This window comes from Hymenobacter sp. BRD128 (assembly GCF_013256625.1).
Taxonomy (GTDB): Bacteria; Bacteroidota; Bacteroidia; order Cytophagales; family Hymenobacteraceae; genus Hymenobacter.
Window position 1 is genome coordinate 1,224,988 of record NZ_CP053908.1, and the last position, 15,860, is coordinate 1,240,847.

A 15,860-nucleotide genomic window follows, 5' to 3' on the forward strand; every position below is an offset into this window, starting at 1 on the left:
AGCCAGGCCATCCGATTTTCCCGATAGGCCCGGCGCTAGGGCGGCGGCAGCGGCCCGTGGTCCGACGACTGGCTGTATTTCTGGGCTAGCCTGCCGGGCACGCCGGTGCTGTGCAGCAGGCCGCGCAGCAGCCCCTGCCGCCAGGCCGTGAAGGTCGAAAACTGCAGCTGGCGGTCGGAGGTCATTTTGCCCACCACGAAGCGCCCGCCGGGCCGCGGGTTCTGGTCGCGAATGATGAGGCCATTAACCAGCCCGCTCTTGACGCGACCCAGCAAGGTCTTTTTCACCTCCCCTTGCTTATAGCCCAGAAACTCAAACCGCAAATCGGTGTAGGTAGCCCGCATGGTGCCCGTAATGCGCTGGCGGTCGAGGCGCTCATCGAAAGAAATGCCCTGCACCTGGCCGCTTTTGAACGACACCAGGCGCGTGGGCCGCATAATGGGGTTGAGAATGGCCAGCGGCGCGGCGCCAAAGCGGCCCCACAAATGCTGGCGGCCGAGCGGGTCGAGCAGCGAGGTAGTAAGGTGCACCTCGCCCCGGCAGCGGTTTTGAAGCAGCGCCGTGGCCGTGCCGGTGAGCGGGCGGGCCAGGCTCATGCGGCGCGGGTCGTTGCTGACGTTGTGCAGCGTCACGTTCAGCTGGTTAATGGCAAAGGTGCCCACCAGCGGCGTGCGCGGGCTGCGGTAAGTGGCGGCAATGGTACCCTGGCGCAGGTCGAGGCGGCGCACATCGAGGTGCAGCCGCAGCTTGCGCACGGCCTCGGGCGTGAGCACCGAGGGGCTCTTGTTGATGGGGCCGCGCCCGTCGCTGCTCACGCGCAGGTAGGGCCGCTCGGCCACTACCCGCGCAATGCGCAGGTGACTATTAGCCGAAAGCTGCTGAAAATCGAAGCCCGCCGCGCGCAGCTCGGGTAAGTGCGCCGCAAGCTGCGTGAGCTGGTAGCCGCTGCGCCGGTTTAGCTGCGCCGGGCTGAGCGTGGGCCGCACCGCCAGCCCCGTGAGGCGCAGCGCCTGCTTATCGGTGTTCAAAAACGCGTGCTCGATGCTGCTCGGGTACACCGGCGGGGCCAGCGTGCCCGTGATGCGGCCAGTGTGCCCCACCCAGGCACGGGCGTAGAGCACGCGCCGGGCGGCAGCCTGCTCGGCTACCGAGTCGACGCGCAGGCTGCGCCCCTGGCCAAAAATGTGGCGCACCGCTGGCCGCTCGGCCACGCCCGCCACGGCCAGGTAGCCATTATTAATGGTTAAGAGCCGCAAGTCGGCTCGTTTAAATACGCCCGCCAATAGTTTCCAGAGCGGCGGTGGTGCCTGGGCCGGCGGCCGAAACGTGAGGCGCGGGCCGCTCAGGCGGGCCGAGTCGGCCCGCAGGCGGTGCTGGTGCTGCCAGGTAGCGGCCCGCAGGCCCTGCACCCGCAGCCGGGGCATGGTAAAAAACACCCGCACGGCCCCCGGCTTGCCCTGGCCCGGCGCGGGCGGCGTAATGCGCAGCGAATCAAGCCCTAAAAATTGCTGCGCACTGGAAAAATCTACGCGCTGCGCCGCGATGGTGTGCCCGCCCAGCCGGCCCACGGGCCCGCGCAGCCCCACCCGCCAGGCCGCCGCAAAGGCTAGCCGCTGGGTATCGGCCGCGCCAGCCGCCGTAAAGAGCACGTCGCGGGCGCTCACGTTGGCCGAGGCCAGCCGGCCCTGAGGCGCGTTGGCCGGCCCAAAGGTGCCGCCCGCGTGGCGCAGCGCCAGGTAGCCCAGCCGCAGCGGCCGCTGCCGATACAGCGGCGGGCTGGGGTGCGGAGCCGGCCGCTTGGCCAGCGCGGCTACAGCTACGCGCAGCGAGTCGAGGGTGAGGCTGTCGATGGGTACGGTGCGGCCGCGCAGCAGGGCTACTAGGCCCACGCCACTCACATCGAGGCTAGCCAGGCGGGCCGTGAGGCGGGGCAGCGTGTCGGCCAGGGTGGGGGTGGCGGGGCGCAGCACCACGCCGCCCAGGTGCAGGCGGCGGGCCAGCAGCTGGGTGCGCAGGCTAGCCACCGTGAGCGCATACTGGCCGTGGGTTTGGGTGCTGGCCTGCTGCTCCAGCTTACGGCGCAGCCAGGGGTCGAGGCCCCAGTGCAGCCAGGCCAGCGCGGCCAGCAGCAGCACGCCCAGAATGAGTAGTGCCCACCGGCCCCACGGGCGGGGCGGGGTAGGAGAGGAAGACCTGACTGATTCGGGCACGGGATTAAGCTGAAGCGCTGCGCCGCTAACGGCAAAGCCCCCGCCTAAGGTTGTCGTTGGCTCAACCCTGGCCCCCCCGCTTGCCGTACAGCAGCCAGCTTCAGCTTTTCCTAAGCCCGTTTATTTTCGTTTTATGCAGTTTTATTCCATCTTGGGTGGGGCCCGGCTAGGGGTGTGGGGGAGCTTGCTCGTGCTGGGGGTAGCTTGTAAAAAAGACAGCGATATTGGTGCCGCTACCAGCGCCGGGCTGCCCAAAATTGTCAGTTTCGTGCAGCCCGGCTTATATCCCGAAGGCACCCAGTACGATAGCCAGAGCGGGCGCTTCCTGGTCAGCTCCCAAACGGCGGGCCGCATCGGGCAGGTAACGGCCGACAGCCTGAATGCATCCAGTACCTACACCTACTCCACTTTTGCCGATGACGCGCGGCTGGTTTCGACCATCGGCCTCAACCTCGACGCCTCGCGCAACCGCCTGCTGGCCGCCGTGTCGGACCCCGGCTACAATGCGGCCCGCACCAGCGCCGCCACCAAAGGCAAGCTGGCGGCCATGGCCATCATCAACCGCAGCACGGGCACGGTGACGCAGTTTATCGACCTGGGCGCCGTAGCGCCGGCTGCCTACCCGGCGCACTTCGCCAACGACCTCGCCGTCGATGCCCAGGGCAATGCCTACGTGACGGACAGCTACGCCCCGATTATTTATAAAATCGCGTTCGACGCCTCGGGCAACGGCACGGCCTCGGTGTTTTTTACCAGCAGCGCCCTGAGCGCGCCGGCCGGCAAGTTTGGCCTCAACGGCATCGTGTATCACCCGAGCGGCTACCTGCTGATTGCCAAGTCGGATGAGGGCAAGCTGCTCAAACTACCAATCACGACCGGGGCTGGCACCACCACTACGGTCCCTGGCACGCTCACCACCGTCACGCTGCCCACGGGCCTTGACCTGAGCGGCGACGACGGCCTGCAGCTACTCGACAATACTACCCTGCTGGCCTCTTGCAATGCCCAGGGCAAGGTGTATAAAGTGACGACGGCCGACGACTTCGCCACCGTTACCACCACGGGCACTTTCACGGCTAGCATTGGGGGCGTGTCGCCTTATCCGACCACGCTGGCCCGGCGCGTGGTTAGCGGCCCCGGTACCGTCGGCACGGCCACTGGCACCACTACAGGCACGACCGCCGCCAGCTACGTGCTCTACTCGCACCTCGACGCGCTACAGGCCGGCAAAACGCCCCCAGTAGAGCAGTTTACCCTCAGGCAGCTACCGTTTTAATTGCAAATTTCAGGCAGGCGCCTGGGCGCTAGCGGCCCAACAATTGCCCGACCTGCTAGCTTTAGGGCTCGAAGCGCTGGCTAGCCCCGCGCCGTGCCTCCTTCGTTTCGTTTTCCACCGCCAATGCTCGCCATCACTTCGCTGCTGCCCTCGCCGGCTTCCGACCACATCAACGCGCTTATCAAGAGCCTGGAAAAGGAATTTGGACTGACTGACGTGCAGGCAACTCCCGAGCCGCACCTCACCTACCAGATAGTGGAGCCCGCCGACCTGGAGCTGCTCAAGCAGGGGCTGCACGAGATTGCGCGCACCACCAAGCCGTTTGTGGCGCACACTACCGGGCTAGGCATGTTTCCGGGCGATAACCCCGTGATTCACATCCCGGTGCTGCGCTCCGACCACCTCAACCAGCTGCACCACCGCGTGCTGGAGCTGGCCGCGCCGCTGTGCTCGCGCACCGATAAGTTCAGCGCCCCCGACCTGTGGCTGCCCCACGTGTCGCTAGCCCTGCACGACACCACGCCCGAGCTACTCGGCCCGGTGCTGCAATTCCTGAATAACCAGACCTTTAACCTGGAGCTCGAAATCAGTAACCTCGCCATCCTGCGCCCCCAGGGCGATATGTTTGTGCGCGAGGTGGTATTTGAGTTTGGGCAGTAATCCAAAAAACACGTCCTGCTGAGCTTACCCGTTCGCAGGTGCTTCGCTGGCCTAGCGGTTCAGAATCGTCTTGTTCCGGTTTAGCTTCAGGTCTTGCAATAAGCTGCTCTTAGCGGCGATGGTGAAGTTGTAGCCCCGATAGGGGCCCACGGGTATCCAGAGGCCCGAAATCTGCCAGCAGTGCAGGTCGCGGGTAAAGTTGACGGTCGGGTACACGAAAGTGTTGTGCACCAAGTCGTAGTTGAGGCTGGTGCTCAGGCGCAGATTGGGCGTGAGCTTGACCGAGCCGCTGGCCGTGACGGAATTGCCCGAGAGCAGCGGCACGAACCCGTAGAGCGTGGGCCTAATGGGCGCGCCGGCCGTGGTGTACGAGGCCGTGTAGCTCACCGTAGCATCCCATGGAATGTCGAAGTCGATGTAGTCGGCATACAGCTGCTGTTGCAGCGGCGAGCCCAGTATCGGGTCGTTGCCAGGGGCCACGGCGCGCGGAATGTTGCTCTTGCGGTTAGGCCGGGCGGCGGGGTTAAACTGGTAACCCAGGCTCAGGTTGGCGTTGATGAGGCGGGCTAGCCGGAACTTGTTGTTGCCCTCAAACAGGTAGCGGTTGAGGAGACGCCCCGTGGAGTCGCGCTGGTAGAACGAGAACGCGCTGCTTACCACCACGTTCAGCTTCTTGGCCACCTGCACGCGGTAGCCCAGGCTCAGGTTGGAGAGCTTGAGCGAATCGACCGGCCGGCCACGCGCATCGCGGCGGCCCGAGCCAAAATTGTAGGCAATGGCCAGGTCGATACCGTCGGCCAGGCTCACTTTCTTATACGGGTCGGTGCCAGTGGTGTCGCGGTTGTTGCGCACCTTCATCTCAATCTGGTTTTGCAGCGTAAAGGCCACCTGGCTCAGCTGCGTGCTGGCCTGCGACTGGTACACGCCCTGGTAGCGCGTAAACTGGCGCGGGTCCAGAATACGGTTGTTATACGCTGACTGCAAGCTGCCGAAAGTAGTGGCGCCGCCCGCAAACGCCTCGTACTGTGAGTTGCTGGCCAGGTCGGGCGAGAACGCGTAGCTGATGCTGGGGGCCACCTTGTGGCGAATGGCCTTCACGAAGTGGTCGCCCTTAAACTGCACCGTGCCGTAGAAATTGGTGCTGGCCGAAACGTTGGCCGAGTACGAATACGCCCGCTCGAAGGCGGGCGAGATGGTATCGACCTTCACCGCCCGCACGCGCTCCAGATAACTGTACGTCAGGCGTTTGGAATACCAGGTTTCGCCGTAGTTGATGGAGGGCTGCACCTGAATGTGGCGGCCCACCAGGGCAAAGCCGGGCAGCGTAATCTGGAACTGGTGCTGGATGCCGTTCTGGGCGTTGCGCAGCAGGCGGCCGGCGTTGGCAAAGCTCACGGGGATGTTGTAGGCCGTGGTGCTGCCGCCCAGCAGCGGCACATCGGCCGAAAGCGAGCGGGCCGGCACCAGGCTGCTGATGCGGTTTTGGGCCACCAGGTTGTAGCTGAGGGCAAACTGCTCGTACCAGGCCCCGCGCGACTGCTTGGTAAACAGCTGGTACGGGTACTGCCGCGCCACGCCCAGGTTGAAGTTGGGCAGCGTAAAGTCCATCACGCCGGTTTGCACGTTCTGGCTTTGCGAGAGCTGAATGGCGTAGTTGATGGGCAGCCGGCGCGACTGCTTGCTGTAGCTGATGGTCGAGTTGAAGGTAGCCGACAGCAGCTGCCTGGCATTCAGGGTATTCACGCGGTTATACGACGAGCTGCCCGCCTGCACGCTGGCCGAAAACACGCCGCCGCCCGGCAGCGGCGTGGGCGAGTGGCTCCAGCTTATCCAGAAGGTATTCACCGAGTTAGAGTACAGATAATCGGCATTATTTACCGAGGTAGTGCTCAGGATGGGCGCCACCGGCTGGTTGGCAAACGTAAAGCGGAAGCTACCCTGGTACTTATAGCGCTTGCGGTACGTCAGCTCGGTGCCGATGCCGTAGCCGCCAGGGATGCGGTCGGCATTGCCGGCGTAAAAGTCGCCGGTTACGCGCAGGCCGATGTAGTCGTTGGGCGCCCAGTAGTAGCCGCCGTTGGTGAGCGAGTAGCCCCGCTGCTGGCCCTGCCCAAACGTGGGAATGATAAAGCCCGACCCGCGCCCCGCGTGCGGCGTGGGGAAGTAGCCAAACGGCAGCCCGATGGGCAGCGGCACGTCGGCAATGACCATGTGAAACGGCCCGGTTATGACCTTCTGGCCCGGTATCACCTTCATCTTGCCCGCCTCAATGTAGAAGTGCGGGTGCTCCAGGTTACAGGTGGTGTAGCGCCCGTGCAGGCCGTAGAAGTCATTGTCGGGCAGTTTTTTAACTACCTCGGCGTGCACGTAGCCCTCACCCTGCTGGGTCACTACCTCGGCAATCTTGCCCTTCTTGGTTTTGAAGTTGTAGTTGATTTTACCGGCCGAGTACGTGCCCGCCTCATCCTTAAACAGTGGCAAATCGGCCATGCGGTGCTTCACCGTATCGCGGCGGCCGGCGGCCTGCACCGTATTGGTGCCGTAGTTGACGGTGATAAGCGCCGCCTTCAGGCTCATCTTGCCATAATCGACGTTGGCCTTGTTGTAGAGCCGGGCAATCTTGGTCGTCACGTCGAACTGAATCGAGTCCTTGGCGGCGTACTTTACGGTGGTTTCGACCTGGCTGCGGCGGCGCAGCAGCACCACGTTGAGCGAGTCGCGCACGCGGCGGCTGGTGTCGGCGGCCAGGCCGGAGCTGTCGGGCGTGAGGCTGGGGGCGGGCTTGCGCGACACGCCCGGCACGGCGGGCTGGCCCACGTTGCGCTCGCCGGGTGGCGGCGGGCTCTGCGGGGAGTTGCGGTCGTAAATGAGGTCGCGCGCCGGCTGGGTGGGCACCGAGCCCGGCCGCCGCGGATTGCGGCTAGTGCGGGTCGAGTCGGTCGTCTGGGCCAGGGCCGGGGCTAGCCCGCCGCCCAGCAGCCAGAGGCACAGGCCCACTACGCTCGCCAGCGCCCCGCGCCGCCGACCGAAAATACCCGAAAAGAGTGCGTTAGAAAAAACCAAATTCAATAAAGCCACCGAGCGAAGTACTTTTGAGGCTTAACACAAAGATAAGAGGCCGCTGCCCCGCCCGAGGGTTGCCAGTGCGCCGGTTTTTTCCCCAACGACTGACGTGCGGATTATTGCGCTGACTTGTATCCTGCTGAGTGCACAATGCCCGGTGCTCAATGCCCAGGATTCGCTGGCTAGCCCCCGGCACCCGCAGCCCCTGGCCCCCGACTCGGCCACCGCCCCGTGCCCCGCCGACGAGGCGCGCTACCGCCTGCGCACCGTCGTGCTCGACGCGGGCCACGGCGGCAAAGACATCGGCTGCAACGGGGAAGATGCCCACGAGGCCGACGTGGCCCTGGCCATTATCAAAGACCTGGGCCACCAGATTGAGGAAAACATGCCCAATGTGCGGGTCATCTACACGCGCAAAACCAACGTGTTTATCGAGCTCGACGAGCGCGCCGCCATCGCCAACCGCAACCACGCCGACCTCTTCATCTCGGTGCACTGCAACGCCGGCCCCAAGGGTTCGCGCGGCACCGAGGTCTGGACGATGGGCCTGCACAAAACCACCGCCAACCTGGGCGTGGCCCAGCGCGAAAATTCGGTTATTCTGCAAGAAAAAAATTATACGCAGCGCTACGACGGCTTTGACCCGCGCTCGCCGCAGTCGCACATTTTATTTTCCCTATTTCAGAGCGCCTATATCACCAACTCGCTGCGGCTGGCCCAGCGCATCGACCGGCAGTTTCGCACCAGCGTGGGGCGCAGCTCGCGCGGCGTGAAGCAAGCCGGCTTTCTGGTGCTCTGGAAGTCGACCATGCCCTCGGTGTTGGTGGAAGCGGGGTTTCTGACCGACCGCAGCGAGGAAAATTACCTCGATACTCAGGCTGGCCAACAGGCCATTGCGGGCGGTATTTACCGGGCGTTTCGCGAGTATAAGCGCGACCTGGAAGGTACGCGGGGCGAGTGAGTCACGGCTGGGCTTAGCCGCTAGCCTAACATCCGTCCCCGGTTTGCCGTTAAGGGCACTAACAGGCCTGCCGACGCAACCATTCGGGGCCATTTCTCCCTCTAGCAGTTGGCCTATTTCAGCCTTAAAAATCTACTTTCCTGTGTCTAAAGAAATAAAAGTGGGCCTCTTGGCCGTAGTGGCCCTAGTAGCTCTGGCTATCGGATTTAACTTCTTGCGTGGTAGTAATTTACTGTCGAGCGACCGTACCTACTACGCCATCTATCCTAATGTTGACGGCTTAAATGTAGGCGCCCCGGTTGTTCTCAACGGCATTAAAGTGGGCCAGGTAAAAAACCTGGAGCTGCAACCTAACGCTAACAACTCCATTAAGGCCTCGCTGGAGCTGCAAAAGGGCGTCACGCTCGGCGACTCGACCAAGGCTGGCCTCAGTGGCTCCCTGCTTGGCTCCAAAACCATTACCCTGGTGCTGGGCCGCAACACCAAGGAGTACAGCGGCGGCGAAACGCTGCGCACTACTACGGCCATCGGTATTGCCGATGCTTTTCAGGCCAAGGCTCTCCCCGTGCTCGATACGGTGGGCGCCACGCTGGCGCATATTAATGGCTTTCTCAATAAAGACGCGCAAACCAACATTCAGGGTACGCTGCTCGGGGCGCGCGCCAGCACCGAAGCGCTCCAGCGCCTTATTGCCTCTAACCAGGCAAATATCAACGAGATTACCCGCAACCTGGCCCACATGAGCGCGGCCCTCAACAAGACCACCGCCAAGCTCGACCGCATCGCCAACAACTTCACGCAGCTTTCCGACTCCATTAAGACTGCCCCCGTTGGGCCGGCCCTGCGCAACCTGAATAAGACGCTTACGGAGGCGCAAACGTCGCTCAAGGGCGTAAGCACGGCCCTGAACGACAAAACCGGCTCGCTCGGCAAGCTCATCAACGATACCACGCTCTACAACAACCTGAACGCCACGGCCGCTAGCTCCAATGCGCTGATATCGGATATGAAGGCCAACCCCAAGCGCTACGTGCACTTCTCGGTATTTGGCGGCGGCAAAGACAAAACAAAAAAGGAAACCACCAAAAACCCCGATGGCTCGGTAACTACCGAAACCAAAAAGGTGACCACTACCCCGGCCATGACCAACTAAGCCCGCTGCTGGGGCACCTAGTATCTTTGAAGCCCGCCCCGCCAGGGGTGGGCTTTTTCTTGCTCTATACCCTTTCCCACCCAGTTTTTAGGTTATGAACGTCGAGTTTAATCGCAACGAAGACCACCTCAAGCAACTCACTTTTCAGCTGCGCCAGAAGCTGGCTAGGGTGGCCCTTGGCGGCGGTCCCAAGCGCATCGAAGCCCACAAAGCCAAGGGCAAGCTCACGGCCCGCGAGCGCATTGACTATTTGCTAGATAAAGGCGCAGCGCAGGTCGAAATCGGCGCCTTTGCCGGCGAGGGCATGTACCAGGAGGAAGGCGGCTGCCCCGGCGGCGGCGTGGTCGTCGTTATCGGCTACGTGCAGGGCCGCCAGTGCGTGGTGGTAGCCAACGACGCCACCGTGAAGGCCGGCGCCTGGTTTCCCATCACGGCCAAGAAAAACCTGCGGGCCCAGGAAATCAGCCTCGAAAACAAGCTGCCCATTATCTACCTCGTCGATTCGGCGGGCGTGTACCTGCCCATGCAGGACGAGATTTTTCCGGATAAGGAGCACTTCGGCCGCATCTTCCGCAACAACGCGGTGATGAGCAGCCTGGGCATCGTGCAGATTTCGGCCATTATGGGCCCCTGCGTGGCGGGCGGCGCCTACCTGCCCATCATGAGCGATGAGGCCATGATAGTGAGCGGCACCGGCTCGGTATTTTTGGCCGGCTCGTACCTGGTGAAGTCAGCCATCGGCGAAACCATTGACAACGAAGCGCTCGGCGGCGCGGCCATGCACTCCGAAGTATCGGGCGTGACGGACTACAAGTTCGACACCGACGCAGAATGCCTTGACCACATCCGCAACATCTTCGACAAGCTGGGCGCGCAGCCCTCGGCCGGCTTTAGCCGCGCCACGCCCGCCGCGCCCAGGCTGGACCCTAGCGAGCTCTACGGCCAACTGCCCGCCGACCGCGCCAAGCCCTACGACATGATGGAAATCATCAATCGGCTGGTCGATAACTCGGAGTTTGAGCCCTACAAGGACCTCTACGGCCAGACGCTCATCTGCGGGCTAGCCCGCATCGATGGCTGGGCGGTAGGCATCGTGGCCAACCAGCGCAAAATCGTGAAGAGCAAAAAAACCGGCATGCAGATGGGCGGCGTCATCTATTCCGACTCGGCCGACAAGGCCGCCCGCTTCATCATGAACTGCAACCAGAAGCGCATCCCGCTGGTGTTTCTGCACGACGTGTCGGGCTTCATGGTGGGTAGCAAGAGCGAGCAGGGCGGCATCATCAAGGATGGCGCGAAGATGGTGAATGCCATGGCTAACAGCGTAGTGCCCAAGTTCACGGTAATAGTGGGCAACAGCTACGGCGCCGGCAACTACGCCATGTGTGGCAAAGCCTACGACCCGCGCCTCATCGTGGCCTGGCCCAGCGCCCAGCTCGCCGTAATGAGCGGCGCCGCGGCGGCCAACACCTTGCTCCAAATCCAGGTGGCTAGCCTCAAAGCCAAGGGCGAAGTCATCACCCCCGAAGCCGAAAAGGAACTACTCGACCGCATCAAAGCCCGTTACGACGAGCAGTTATCGCCTTATTATGCCGCAGCGCGGTTGTGGGTCGATGCCGTTATTGACCCGCTCGAAACGCGCAAGGTTATTTCCGAGGGAATTTCTGCCGCGAACCATGCGCCGATTGAGAAGGCGTATAATGTGGGGGTAATTCAGGTGTGAGACCGAATTATTTTTAACTGCTGATTACATTCTGCCAGTTGCTGCGATGAAAGGTGCCTACTACATGCTTTCCCTTCTGATGCTTAACTCATGCACTTTCACTTGTAATGAAGTGAAGAATGAGTTCTACATGGGTAGGGCATGTAATATAGTTGTTGAAAGCAACAGAAGTACCCCCAGAAACATGGAGATTTACGGCTATAATCCTGAGAATAACTCAAAGGAAAAATATGTGGCTGATGGCAATGTATATATCGAATTGATAAGTGCTTTAGAAGTAGGGGATACTCTAATCAAGAATAATGACGAACCCTTTTTCATTTTAAAGAAAAAGCAATTTGCTATTAAATTCGGTATGAACTGTGGTTCAAGAAATGAGTTTGCAGGAGTAGCTATAGATACGTTACGTCGTTAATACAAAACTCGCCTCAGCTGGCGCGAGTTTAGCGCAGTGTAACGCGTGCCTATACTATTGCTAGAAGTTGTGCCTCCACTGCCGCGCTAGCTGCTAGGCAAAGCGGCGCCGCTAGGGTCGTGCAGCAAAGTCTTTTTAGGGGAGACACAGCCCCAACCAACGAGCACGAATTACGGTTGCGCCTAAACTCGCGCTAGTAGTAGCCTATATGAAAGAGCTACAAAAATGCCGCTTATTAAGCGGCTTTTTTTATAATTTATGGATTGGCAGATTCCTTACAAGTGGTCCAGCCGCCCGCCATCCACGCGCACCTCGGCGCCCTGCACGAAAGCCGCATCATCCGAGGCCAGGTAGGCGACCATGGCGGCCACGTCTTCGGGCTTGCCCACGTCGCTAGGGTTGATTTTTTCGACGCCTGACTTTACGTTGGGATTGTTCCAGAGCATGGGTGTGTCGATGGCGCCGGGTAGCACCACATTGGTACGGATGCCCTTGGGCTTACCCTCAATCACGGCCGAGCGCGTGAGCGAGAGCACCGCCGCCTTGGCCGCCGCGTAGGGCGCCACCAGCGCCTCGGTAGCGATGGCGTGGATGCTGGCCACGTTCACGATATTGCCGCCCGGCTTCATGTGCAGAAACGCCTGCTTGGTGAAGTAAAATGCCCCTAGCAAATCCACGCTCAGCACCCGCAGCCAGTCTTCGCCGTCGAGTTCTTCGAGGGGCTTGAACTGCATGAGGCCGGCGTTATTAATAATCACGTCGAGGCGACCAAACTTGGCTAGGGTAGCTTGCACGGTGGCGATTACCTGGTTTTCATCGGCCACGTTGCAGATGGTAGGCAGCACCTCGGGCGCGCCGAATTTTTGCACGTCGGGCGCGGCTTGGTCAAGATTGGTCTGGTTGATGTCGGCCAGCACGATGCGGGCGCCTTCCGAGGCTAGCCGCTTGGCGATGGCCAGGCCAATGCCGCTGGCGCCGCCGGTGATGATAACTACTTTATCCTGAAAGCGCATGAGTAGGGGAGGTGTAGCGCAGACTTTGCGAGTCCGCGCGTGAGGTGGTTGGAGTCGTGCATTACGCGGACTCGCAGAGTCCGCGCTACGCTTAATGGTTGTCTTGCAGCGGCGCGTTGGCGACGGCTACTGCGGGCTGGCTTTGAGCAGCCTGCGCAGTAGCTTGCTGCTGCTTGGCCCAGGCGTCGTTGCTTTCCTGAGGCATCACGAGCGGTATTTGCAGGCAGGCCGTTTGGGTAGGCAGCACCTGCCGCCACTGGCTGATAAGCTTTTTATACGCCTCACCTACCGGCCGGATATTGCGGTTCAAGTCGTACAGGCCTAGCGGGTTCAGGTTGCCGTTGCTTTCGCGCAGGGCCGTATCCCAGTCTACCTGGTCGGTGAGCGAGTACCACGTAAAGCCCACGATGGGCACACCGTCGTTGCGCACGCGCAGCACGTTGGCCCATTCCTTCCAGAGCCAGTTCACGGCCTCGTCGCCCTCGGGACCCTGCCAGCGGTTGGTTTCGGTGTGCATTACGGGCAGTTGGTAGCGGTCGTGGTACTGGGTGGTAATGACGTGGTAGCCAAATATTTCGCCCGATGCCGTGGTGCTGCCGTCGGGCCGCACGCGGTGCTCATTGGTCCAGTAATAATCATTGCCCATGATGCACTGGTGCTTCAGATTATTATCCAGAAAGAAGTGGTATTCCTCGCGCGTCATGCCACTATCCATCAGGTACTCATACATATCCGAATCCACGCGGCGGCCGTAGTTCAGGTCCAGCGACAGAAAGCGCTTGGCATTCAATACCTCCGCGGGCTTGATAGCCTCGGGGTTGGAAGCGTGGAAATACTCGCTCGACTCACTCTGAATAAACAGCGCATCGGGCCGCACGGCCAGGATGGCGTGCATGGCCAGTACGTTGGCCTTCACAATGTACTTGAGGGCCGTCACGAACGCTTGGTCGCTGCTCAGCTGCTCGTTCCACCACCCGTAAAGGGCCGAAAATTCGGCGCAGATGTACATCTCATTCACCGGCGTGTAGAGCTGCACCCACGGAAATCGCCGGGCAAAATCGCCGGCGTATTGCCCAAACAGCGCCGGAAAATCGGGATTTTGAAAATTGCCCAGCCAGTCGGGCACCCCGAAGTGGCACAAGTCCACGATGGGCATAATGTTGCGCTTCAGCAAGTCGCCAAACGTGGCATCGGCAAAGTCCCAGTTGTATCTGCCCGGCCCTAGCCAGGTAGTGTGAATGGGCGGGCCGTAGCGCAGGTACTCGATGCCCAGCTCCTGCACCAGCTCAAAATCCTTCTGCCAAAACTTGTAGTGGCCGCATTTTTCCATCTCATCCTGGCGCACTTTGCCGTTTTGGATGGTGGGATAACTGTTTTCGATGCCGGTAGCGAAAAGAAATTGGGAAGCAGCCATGCGAGAGGAAAAGAGTGGGCTAGGGTAGGGCACTGGCACTACCTACAAGTAAGTGAATTATTTTTTAGCACTACGGAAAACCTCGAAAAAAAGGCGCTTTCTTTTGGGCGTGAAGTATTTATGAAGCATTTGCAAATTGATTTACCAGCTTAAGTCAGGGCTACCCAGCGTCGACCACCAGAGCGGGCAGCAACTCGCCAGCCCCGCCATTCCGCAGCTGCACCACCACTTCGGCGACAGCGCCAAGGTGACGCTCACCGGCACTGCGCTAGGCAGCGTGTTGAAGCAGTGCCGGCCGAAACAACCCGCTGCCTGCTAGCGGTTAAGCCCGACCCAGGCGCCCAGTGGCGGCCGGCGGGGCTTTTGGCTGAACAAAAAACCCGTTGGCGGGTGTTAAATTCGACCCCGGCGTCCGCCAGGGGCCATTCCTGCCTGCATGACTACCAACGAAATCAAAGCGCTTATCTCGCTGCTCGACGACCCGGAAATCGCTCCCCAGATTCAGGGCGAAATTCAGAATCTGGGTGAGGCTATCATTCCCTTTCTCGAAGAATCCTGGGAAGAAACCCTCGACCCCCAGCAGCAGCGTCGCCTCGAAGACCTTATTCATAATCTGCAATTTGAGGGCTTGCAGCAGCGCCTGCGGGTGTGGCGCGACTCGGGCGCCCAAGATTTGCTGGAAGGCATGTGGCTGCTGAATTCGTACCAATACCCCGATGCCGACTTACAGGCCCTGAACCGCGCCATTGAGCAGCTGCGCTTCGAGGCCTGGACGCTGCTGCGCCCCGAGATGCACCCCGCCGACCAGGTGCAGGTGCTCAACCACGTTATTTTTCGCAATCACAAGTTTGCCGCCAACACCCAGCACTTTCACTCGCCGGCCAACTCGATGCTGCACCGGGTGCTCGAAACCAAGCGTGGCAACCCCTTGTCGCTCTGCGTTATCTACCTGCTGGTGGCCCAGCGGCTCGACCTGCCGGTGTTTGGCGTGAACCTGCCCAACTTGTTTGTGCTGACCTATCAGCTCTACAAGGATGCCGACGCCAAGCCGGTGCTGCCCTTCTACATTAACTGCTACAACCGGGGTGTCATTCTGTCGAAGGCTGATATTGAGCACTACGTGGGCCAGCTCGGCATCACCTCGCAAGACAGCTTTTACGAGCCCTGCACCCACCTCGACATCGTGCGCCGCGCCATGCGCAACCTGCAAGTAGGCTTCGAAAAATTGCAGGAACCCGCTAAGGCCGAAGAAGTTGCCCAGCTGCTAGCCATCCTGCTGGAGCAGGACGAGCCCGGCCCCGACACCGACGACGAAGAATAGCGCGAAGCTGCGGCTTCGCGCTGCGGCATTATCGTTTAATAAGGCAGCCGGCGGCGCGCTTGTCGGCCACGCCGGCGGCGCGGCCGGCCAGCACGTTGTCGAGCACCTGCTGCAAATAATGCTGCTGCACGCCGCTGGCTATCTGGGGATTATCATCAATAGCCCCCCGGTAGCGCACCGCGAAGCCCGAGCCCGCGGGCTGGAGTACCACGGCCTCGGTGGTTTTTGACACGCCCAGGGCGGCGCTGGCGGCGCCCTCATCGGTGAAGGTGGCTAGCGAGCCGCCGCCGGCACCTTCGGCCGTGTCGAGGTTGATGGGCACGTTGACGAACATAAACTGCACGCCCCGGCCGCTGTAGGCACTGCTGAGGGCCGCCAGGCGCTCCTGATAGAGGCGGGTGTAGGCGCAGGCCGGGTTCATAAACACCACAACCACTGCTTTTTGGCCGGCGAAGGCACTGAGCGAGGTGCTGCCACCGCCGGTTTTTTGCACCGTAAAATCACCCACGGTCCCCTGGGCACGGGCAATGCCTACCGTAACGGTGGCCAGCAACAGGGCCGCCGCGAGCAAGACCGGAAGTTTGCGAAAAGACATGGCTAGGGTAGAAAGAACCAAAAGAAATAAGCCGCGCGGGCCGCGCAAGAAGTACG

13 protein-coding genes are annotated in these 15,860 nt (G+C 61.2%); 8 read left to right on the forward strand and 5 right to left on the reverse strand.

The features are described 5' to 3' along the window. Positions 1–35: 35 nt before the first annotated feature. Positions 36–2,210 (reverse strand): hypothetical protein, encoded by a 2,175-nt coding sequence (locus tag GKZ68_RS05550; protein ID WP_173111725.1) that lies wholly within the window; start codon positions 2,208–2,210, stop codon positions 36–38. A gap of 133 nt (positions 2,211–2,343) precedes the next feature. Between GKZ68_RS05550 and GKZ68_RS05555 the strand changes: the two genes are divergently transcribed. Then, positions 2,344–3,486: a hypothetical protein gene (locus GKZ68_RS05555; protein ID WP_173111728.1), complete on the forward strand. Its 1,143-nt coding sequence runs from the start codon at positions 2,344–2,346 to the stop codon at positions 3,484–3,486. 123 nt (positions 3,487–3,609) lie between these two features. After that, positions 3,610–4,146, forward strand: coding sequence for a 2'-5' RNA ligase family protein (locus GKZ68_RS05560; RefSeq protein WP_173111731.1), 537 nt, complete (start codon positions 3,610–3,612; stop codon positions 4,144–4,146). Positions 4,147–4,197: 51 nt separating this feature from the next. On the opposite strand, the gene GKZ68_RS05565 is transcribed toward GKZ68_RS05560, so the two are convergent. Continuing rightward, a complete protein-coding gene (locus GKZ68_RS05565; RefSeq protein ID WP_173111734.1) occupies positions 4,198–7,209 on the reverse strand; it encodes a putative LPS assembly protein LptD in 3,012 nt (1,003 codons plus the stop codon). 109 nt (positions 7,210–7,318) lie between these two features. Between GKZ68_RS05565 and GKZ68_RS05570 the strand changes: the two genes are divergently transcribed. The 4 genes from GKZ68_RS05570 (at position 7,319) to GKZ68_RS05585 (ending at position 11,461) form a co-directional block, all read left to right on the forward strand. After that, positions 7,319–8,170 carry an N-acetylmuramoyl-L-alanine amidase gene (locus GKZ68_RS05570; protein WP_254244175.1) on the forward strand — a complete coding sequence of 284 codons (852 nt, stop codon included), beginning with the start codon at positions 7,319–7,321 and terminating at the stop codon, positions 8,168–8,170. Positions 8,171–8,312: 142 nt separating this feature from the next. Beyond that, positions 8,313–9,323 carry an MlaD family protein gene (locus GKZ68_RS05575; RefSeq protein WP_173111737.1) on the forward strand — a complete coding sequence of 337 codons (1,011 nt, stop codon included), beginning with the start codon at positions 8,313–8,315 and terminating at the stop codon, positions 9,321–9,323. Positions 9,324–9,417: 94 nt separating this feature from the next. Next, positions 9,418–11,046 carry an acyl-CoA carboxylase subunit beta gene (locus GKZ68_RS05580; RefSeq protein WP_173111740.1) on the forward strand — a complete coding sequence of 543 codons (1,629 nt, stop codon included), beginning with the start codon at positions 9,418–9,420 and terminating at the stop codon, positions 11,044–11,046. A 46-nt stretch (positions 11,047–11,092) separates the two neighbouring features. Then, entirely contained in the window at positions 11,093–11,461 is a 369-nt protein-coding gene (locus GKZ68_RS05585; RefSeq protein WP_173111742.1) for a hypothetical protein, read from the forward strand. Between the two features lie 275 nt (positions 11,462–11,736). On the opposite strand, the gene GKZ68_RS05590 is transcribed toward GKZ68_RS05585, so the two are convergent. After that, positions 11,737–12,474 carry an SDR family NAD(P)-dependent oxidoreductase gene (locus GKZ68_RS05590; protein ID WP_173111745.1) on the reverse strand — a complete coding sequence of 246 codons (738 nt, stop codon included), beginning with the start codon at positions 12,472–12,474 and terminating at the stop codon, positions 11,737–11,739. A gap of 91 nt (positions 12,475–12,565) precedes the next feature. Beyond that, positions 12,566–13,888 carry a family 1 glycosylhydrolase gene (locus tag GKZ68_RS05595; protein WP_173111748.1) on the reverse strand — a complete coding sequence of 441 codons (1,323 nt, stop codon included), beginning with the start codon at positions 13,886–13,888 and terminating at the stop codon, positions 12,566–12,568. Positions 13,889–14,024: 136 nt separating this feature from the next. Here GKZ68_RS05595 and GKZ68_RS05600 point away from each other — a divergent pair, with 136 nt between their 5' ends. Further along, complete coding sequence (locus GKZ68_RS05600; protein ID WP_173111751.1) at positions 14,025–14,207, forward strand: hypothetical protein; 183 nt, start codon at positions 14,025–14,027, stop codon at positions 14,205–14,207. Between the two features lie 117 nt (positions 14,208–14,324). Beyond that, entirely contained in the window at positions 14,325–15,209 is an 885-nt protein-coding gene (locus tag GKZ68_RS05605; protein ID WP_173111754.1) for a transglutaminase-like domain-containing protein, read from the forward strand. Positions 15,210–15,237: 28 nt separating this feature from the next. Here the strand turns inward: GKZ68_RS05605 and GKZ68_RS05610 are convergent, their stop codons facing one another. Further along, positions 15,238–15,804: a redoxin domain-containing protein gene (locus GKZ68_RS05610; RefSeq protein WP_173111757.1), complete on the reverse strand. Its 567-nt coding sequence runs from the start codon at positions 15,802–15,804 to the stop codon at positions 15,238–15,240. Positions 15,805–15,860 lie beyond the last annotated feature (56 nt).

Coding starts and splice junctions, on each gene's coding strand:
- GKZ68_RS05555 (WP_173111728.1), top strand. CDS start 2,344: ATGCAGTTTTATTCCATCTTGGGTGGGGCCCGGCTAGGGGTGTGGGGG.
- GKZ68_RS05560 (WP_173111731.1), top strand. CDS start 3,610: ATGCTCGCCATCACTTCGCTGCTGCCCTCGCCGGCTTCCGACCACATC.
- GKZ68_RS05580 (WP_173111740.1), top strand. CDS start 9,418: ATGAACGTCGAGTTTAATCGCAACGAAGACCACCTCAAGCAACTCACT.
- GKZ68_RS05585 (WP_173111742.1), top strand. CDS start 11,093: ATGAAAGGTGCCTACTACATGCTTTCCCTTCTGATGCTTAACTCATGC.
- GKZ68_RS05590 (WP_173111745.1), bottom strand. CDS start 12,474: ATGCGCTTTCAGGATAAAGTAGTTATCATCACCGGCGGCGCCAGCGGC.
- GKZ68_RS05595 (WP_173111748.1), bottom strand. CDS start 13,888: ATGGCTGCTTCCCAATTTCTTTTCGCTACCGGCATCGAAAACAGTTAT.
- GKZ68_RS05605 (WP_173111754.1), top strand. CDS start 14,325: ATGACTACCAACGAAATCAAAGCGCTTATCTCGCTGCTCGACGACCCG.
- GKZ68_RS05610 (WP_173111757.1), bottom strand. CDS start 15,804: ATGTCTTTTCGCAAACTTCCGGTCTTGCTCGCGGCGGCCCTGTTGCTG.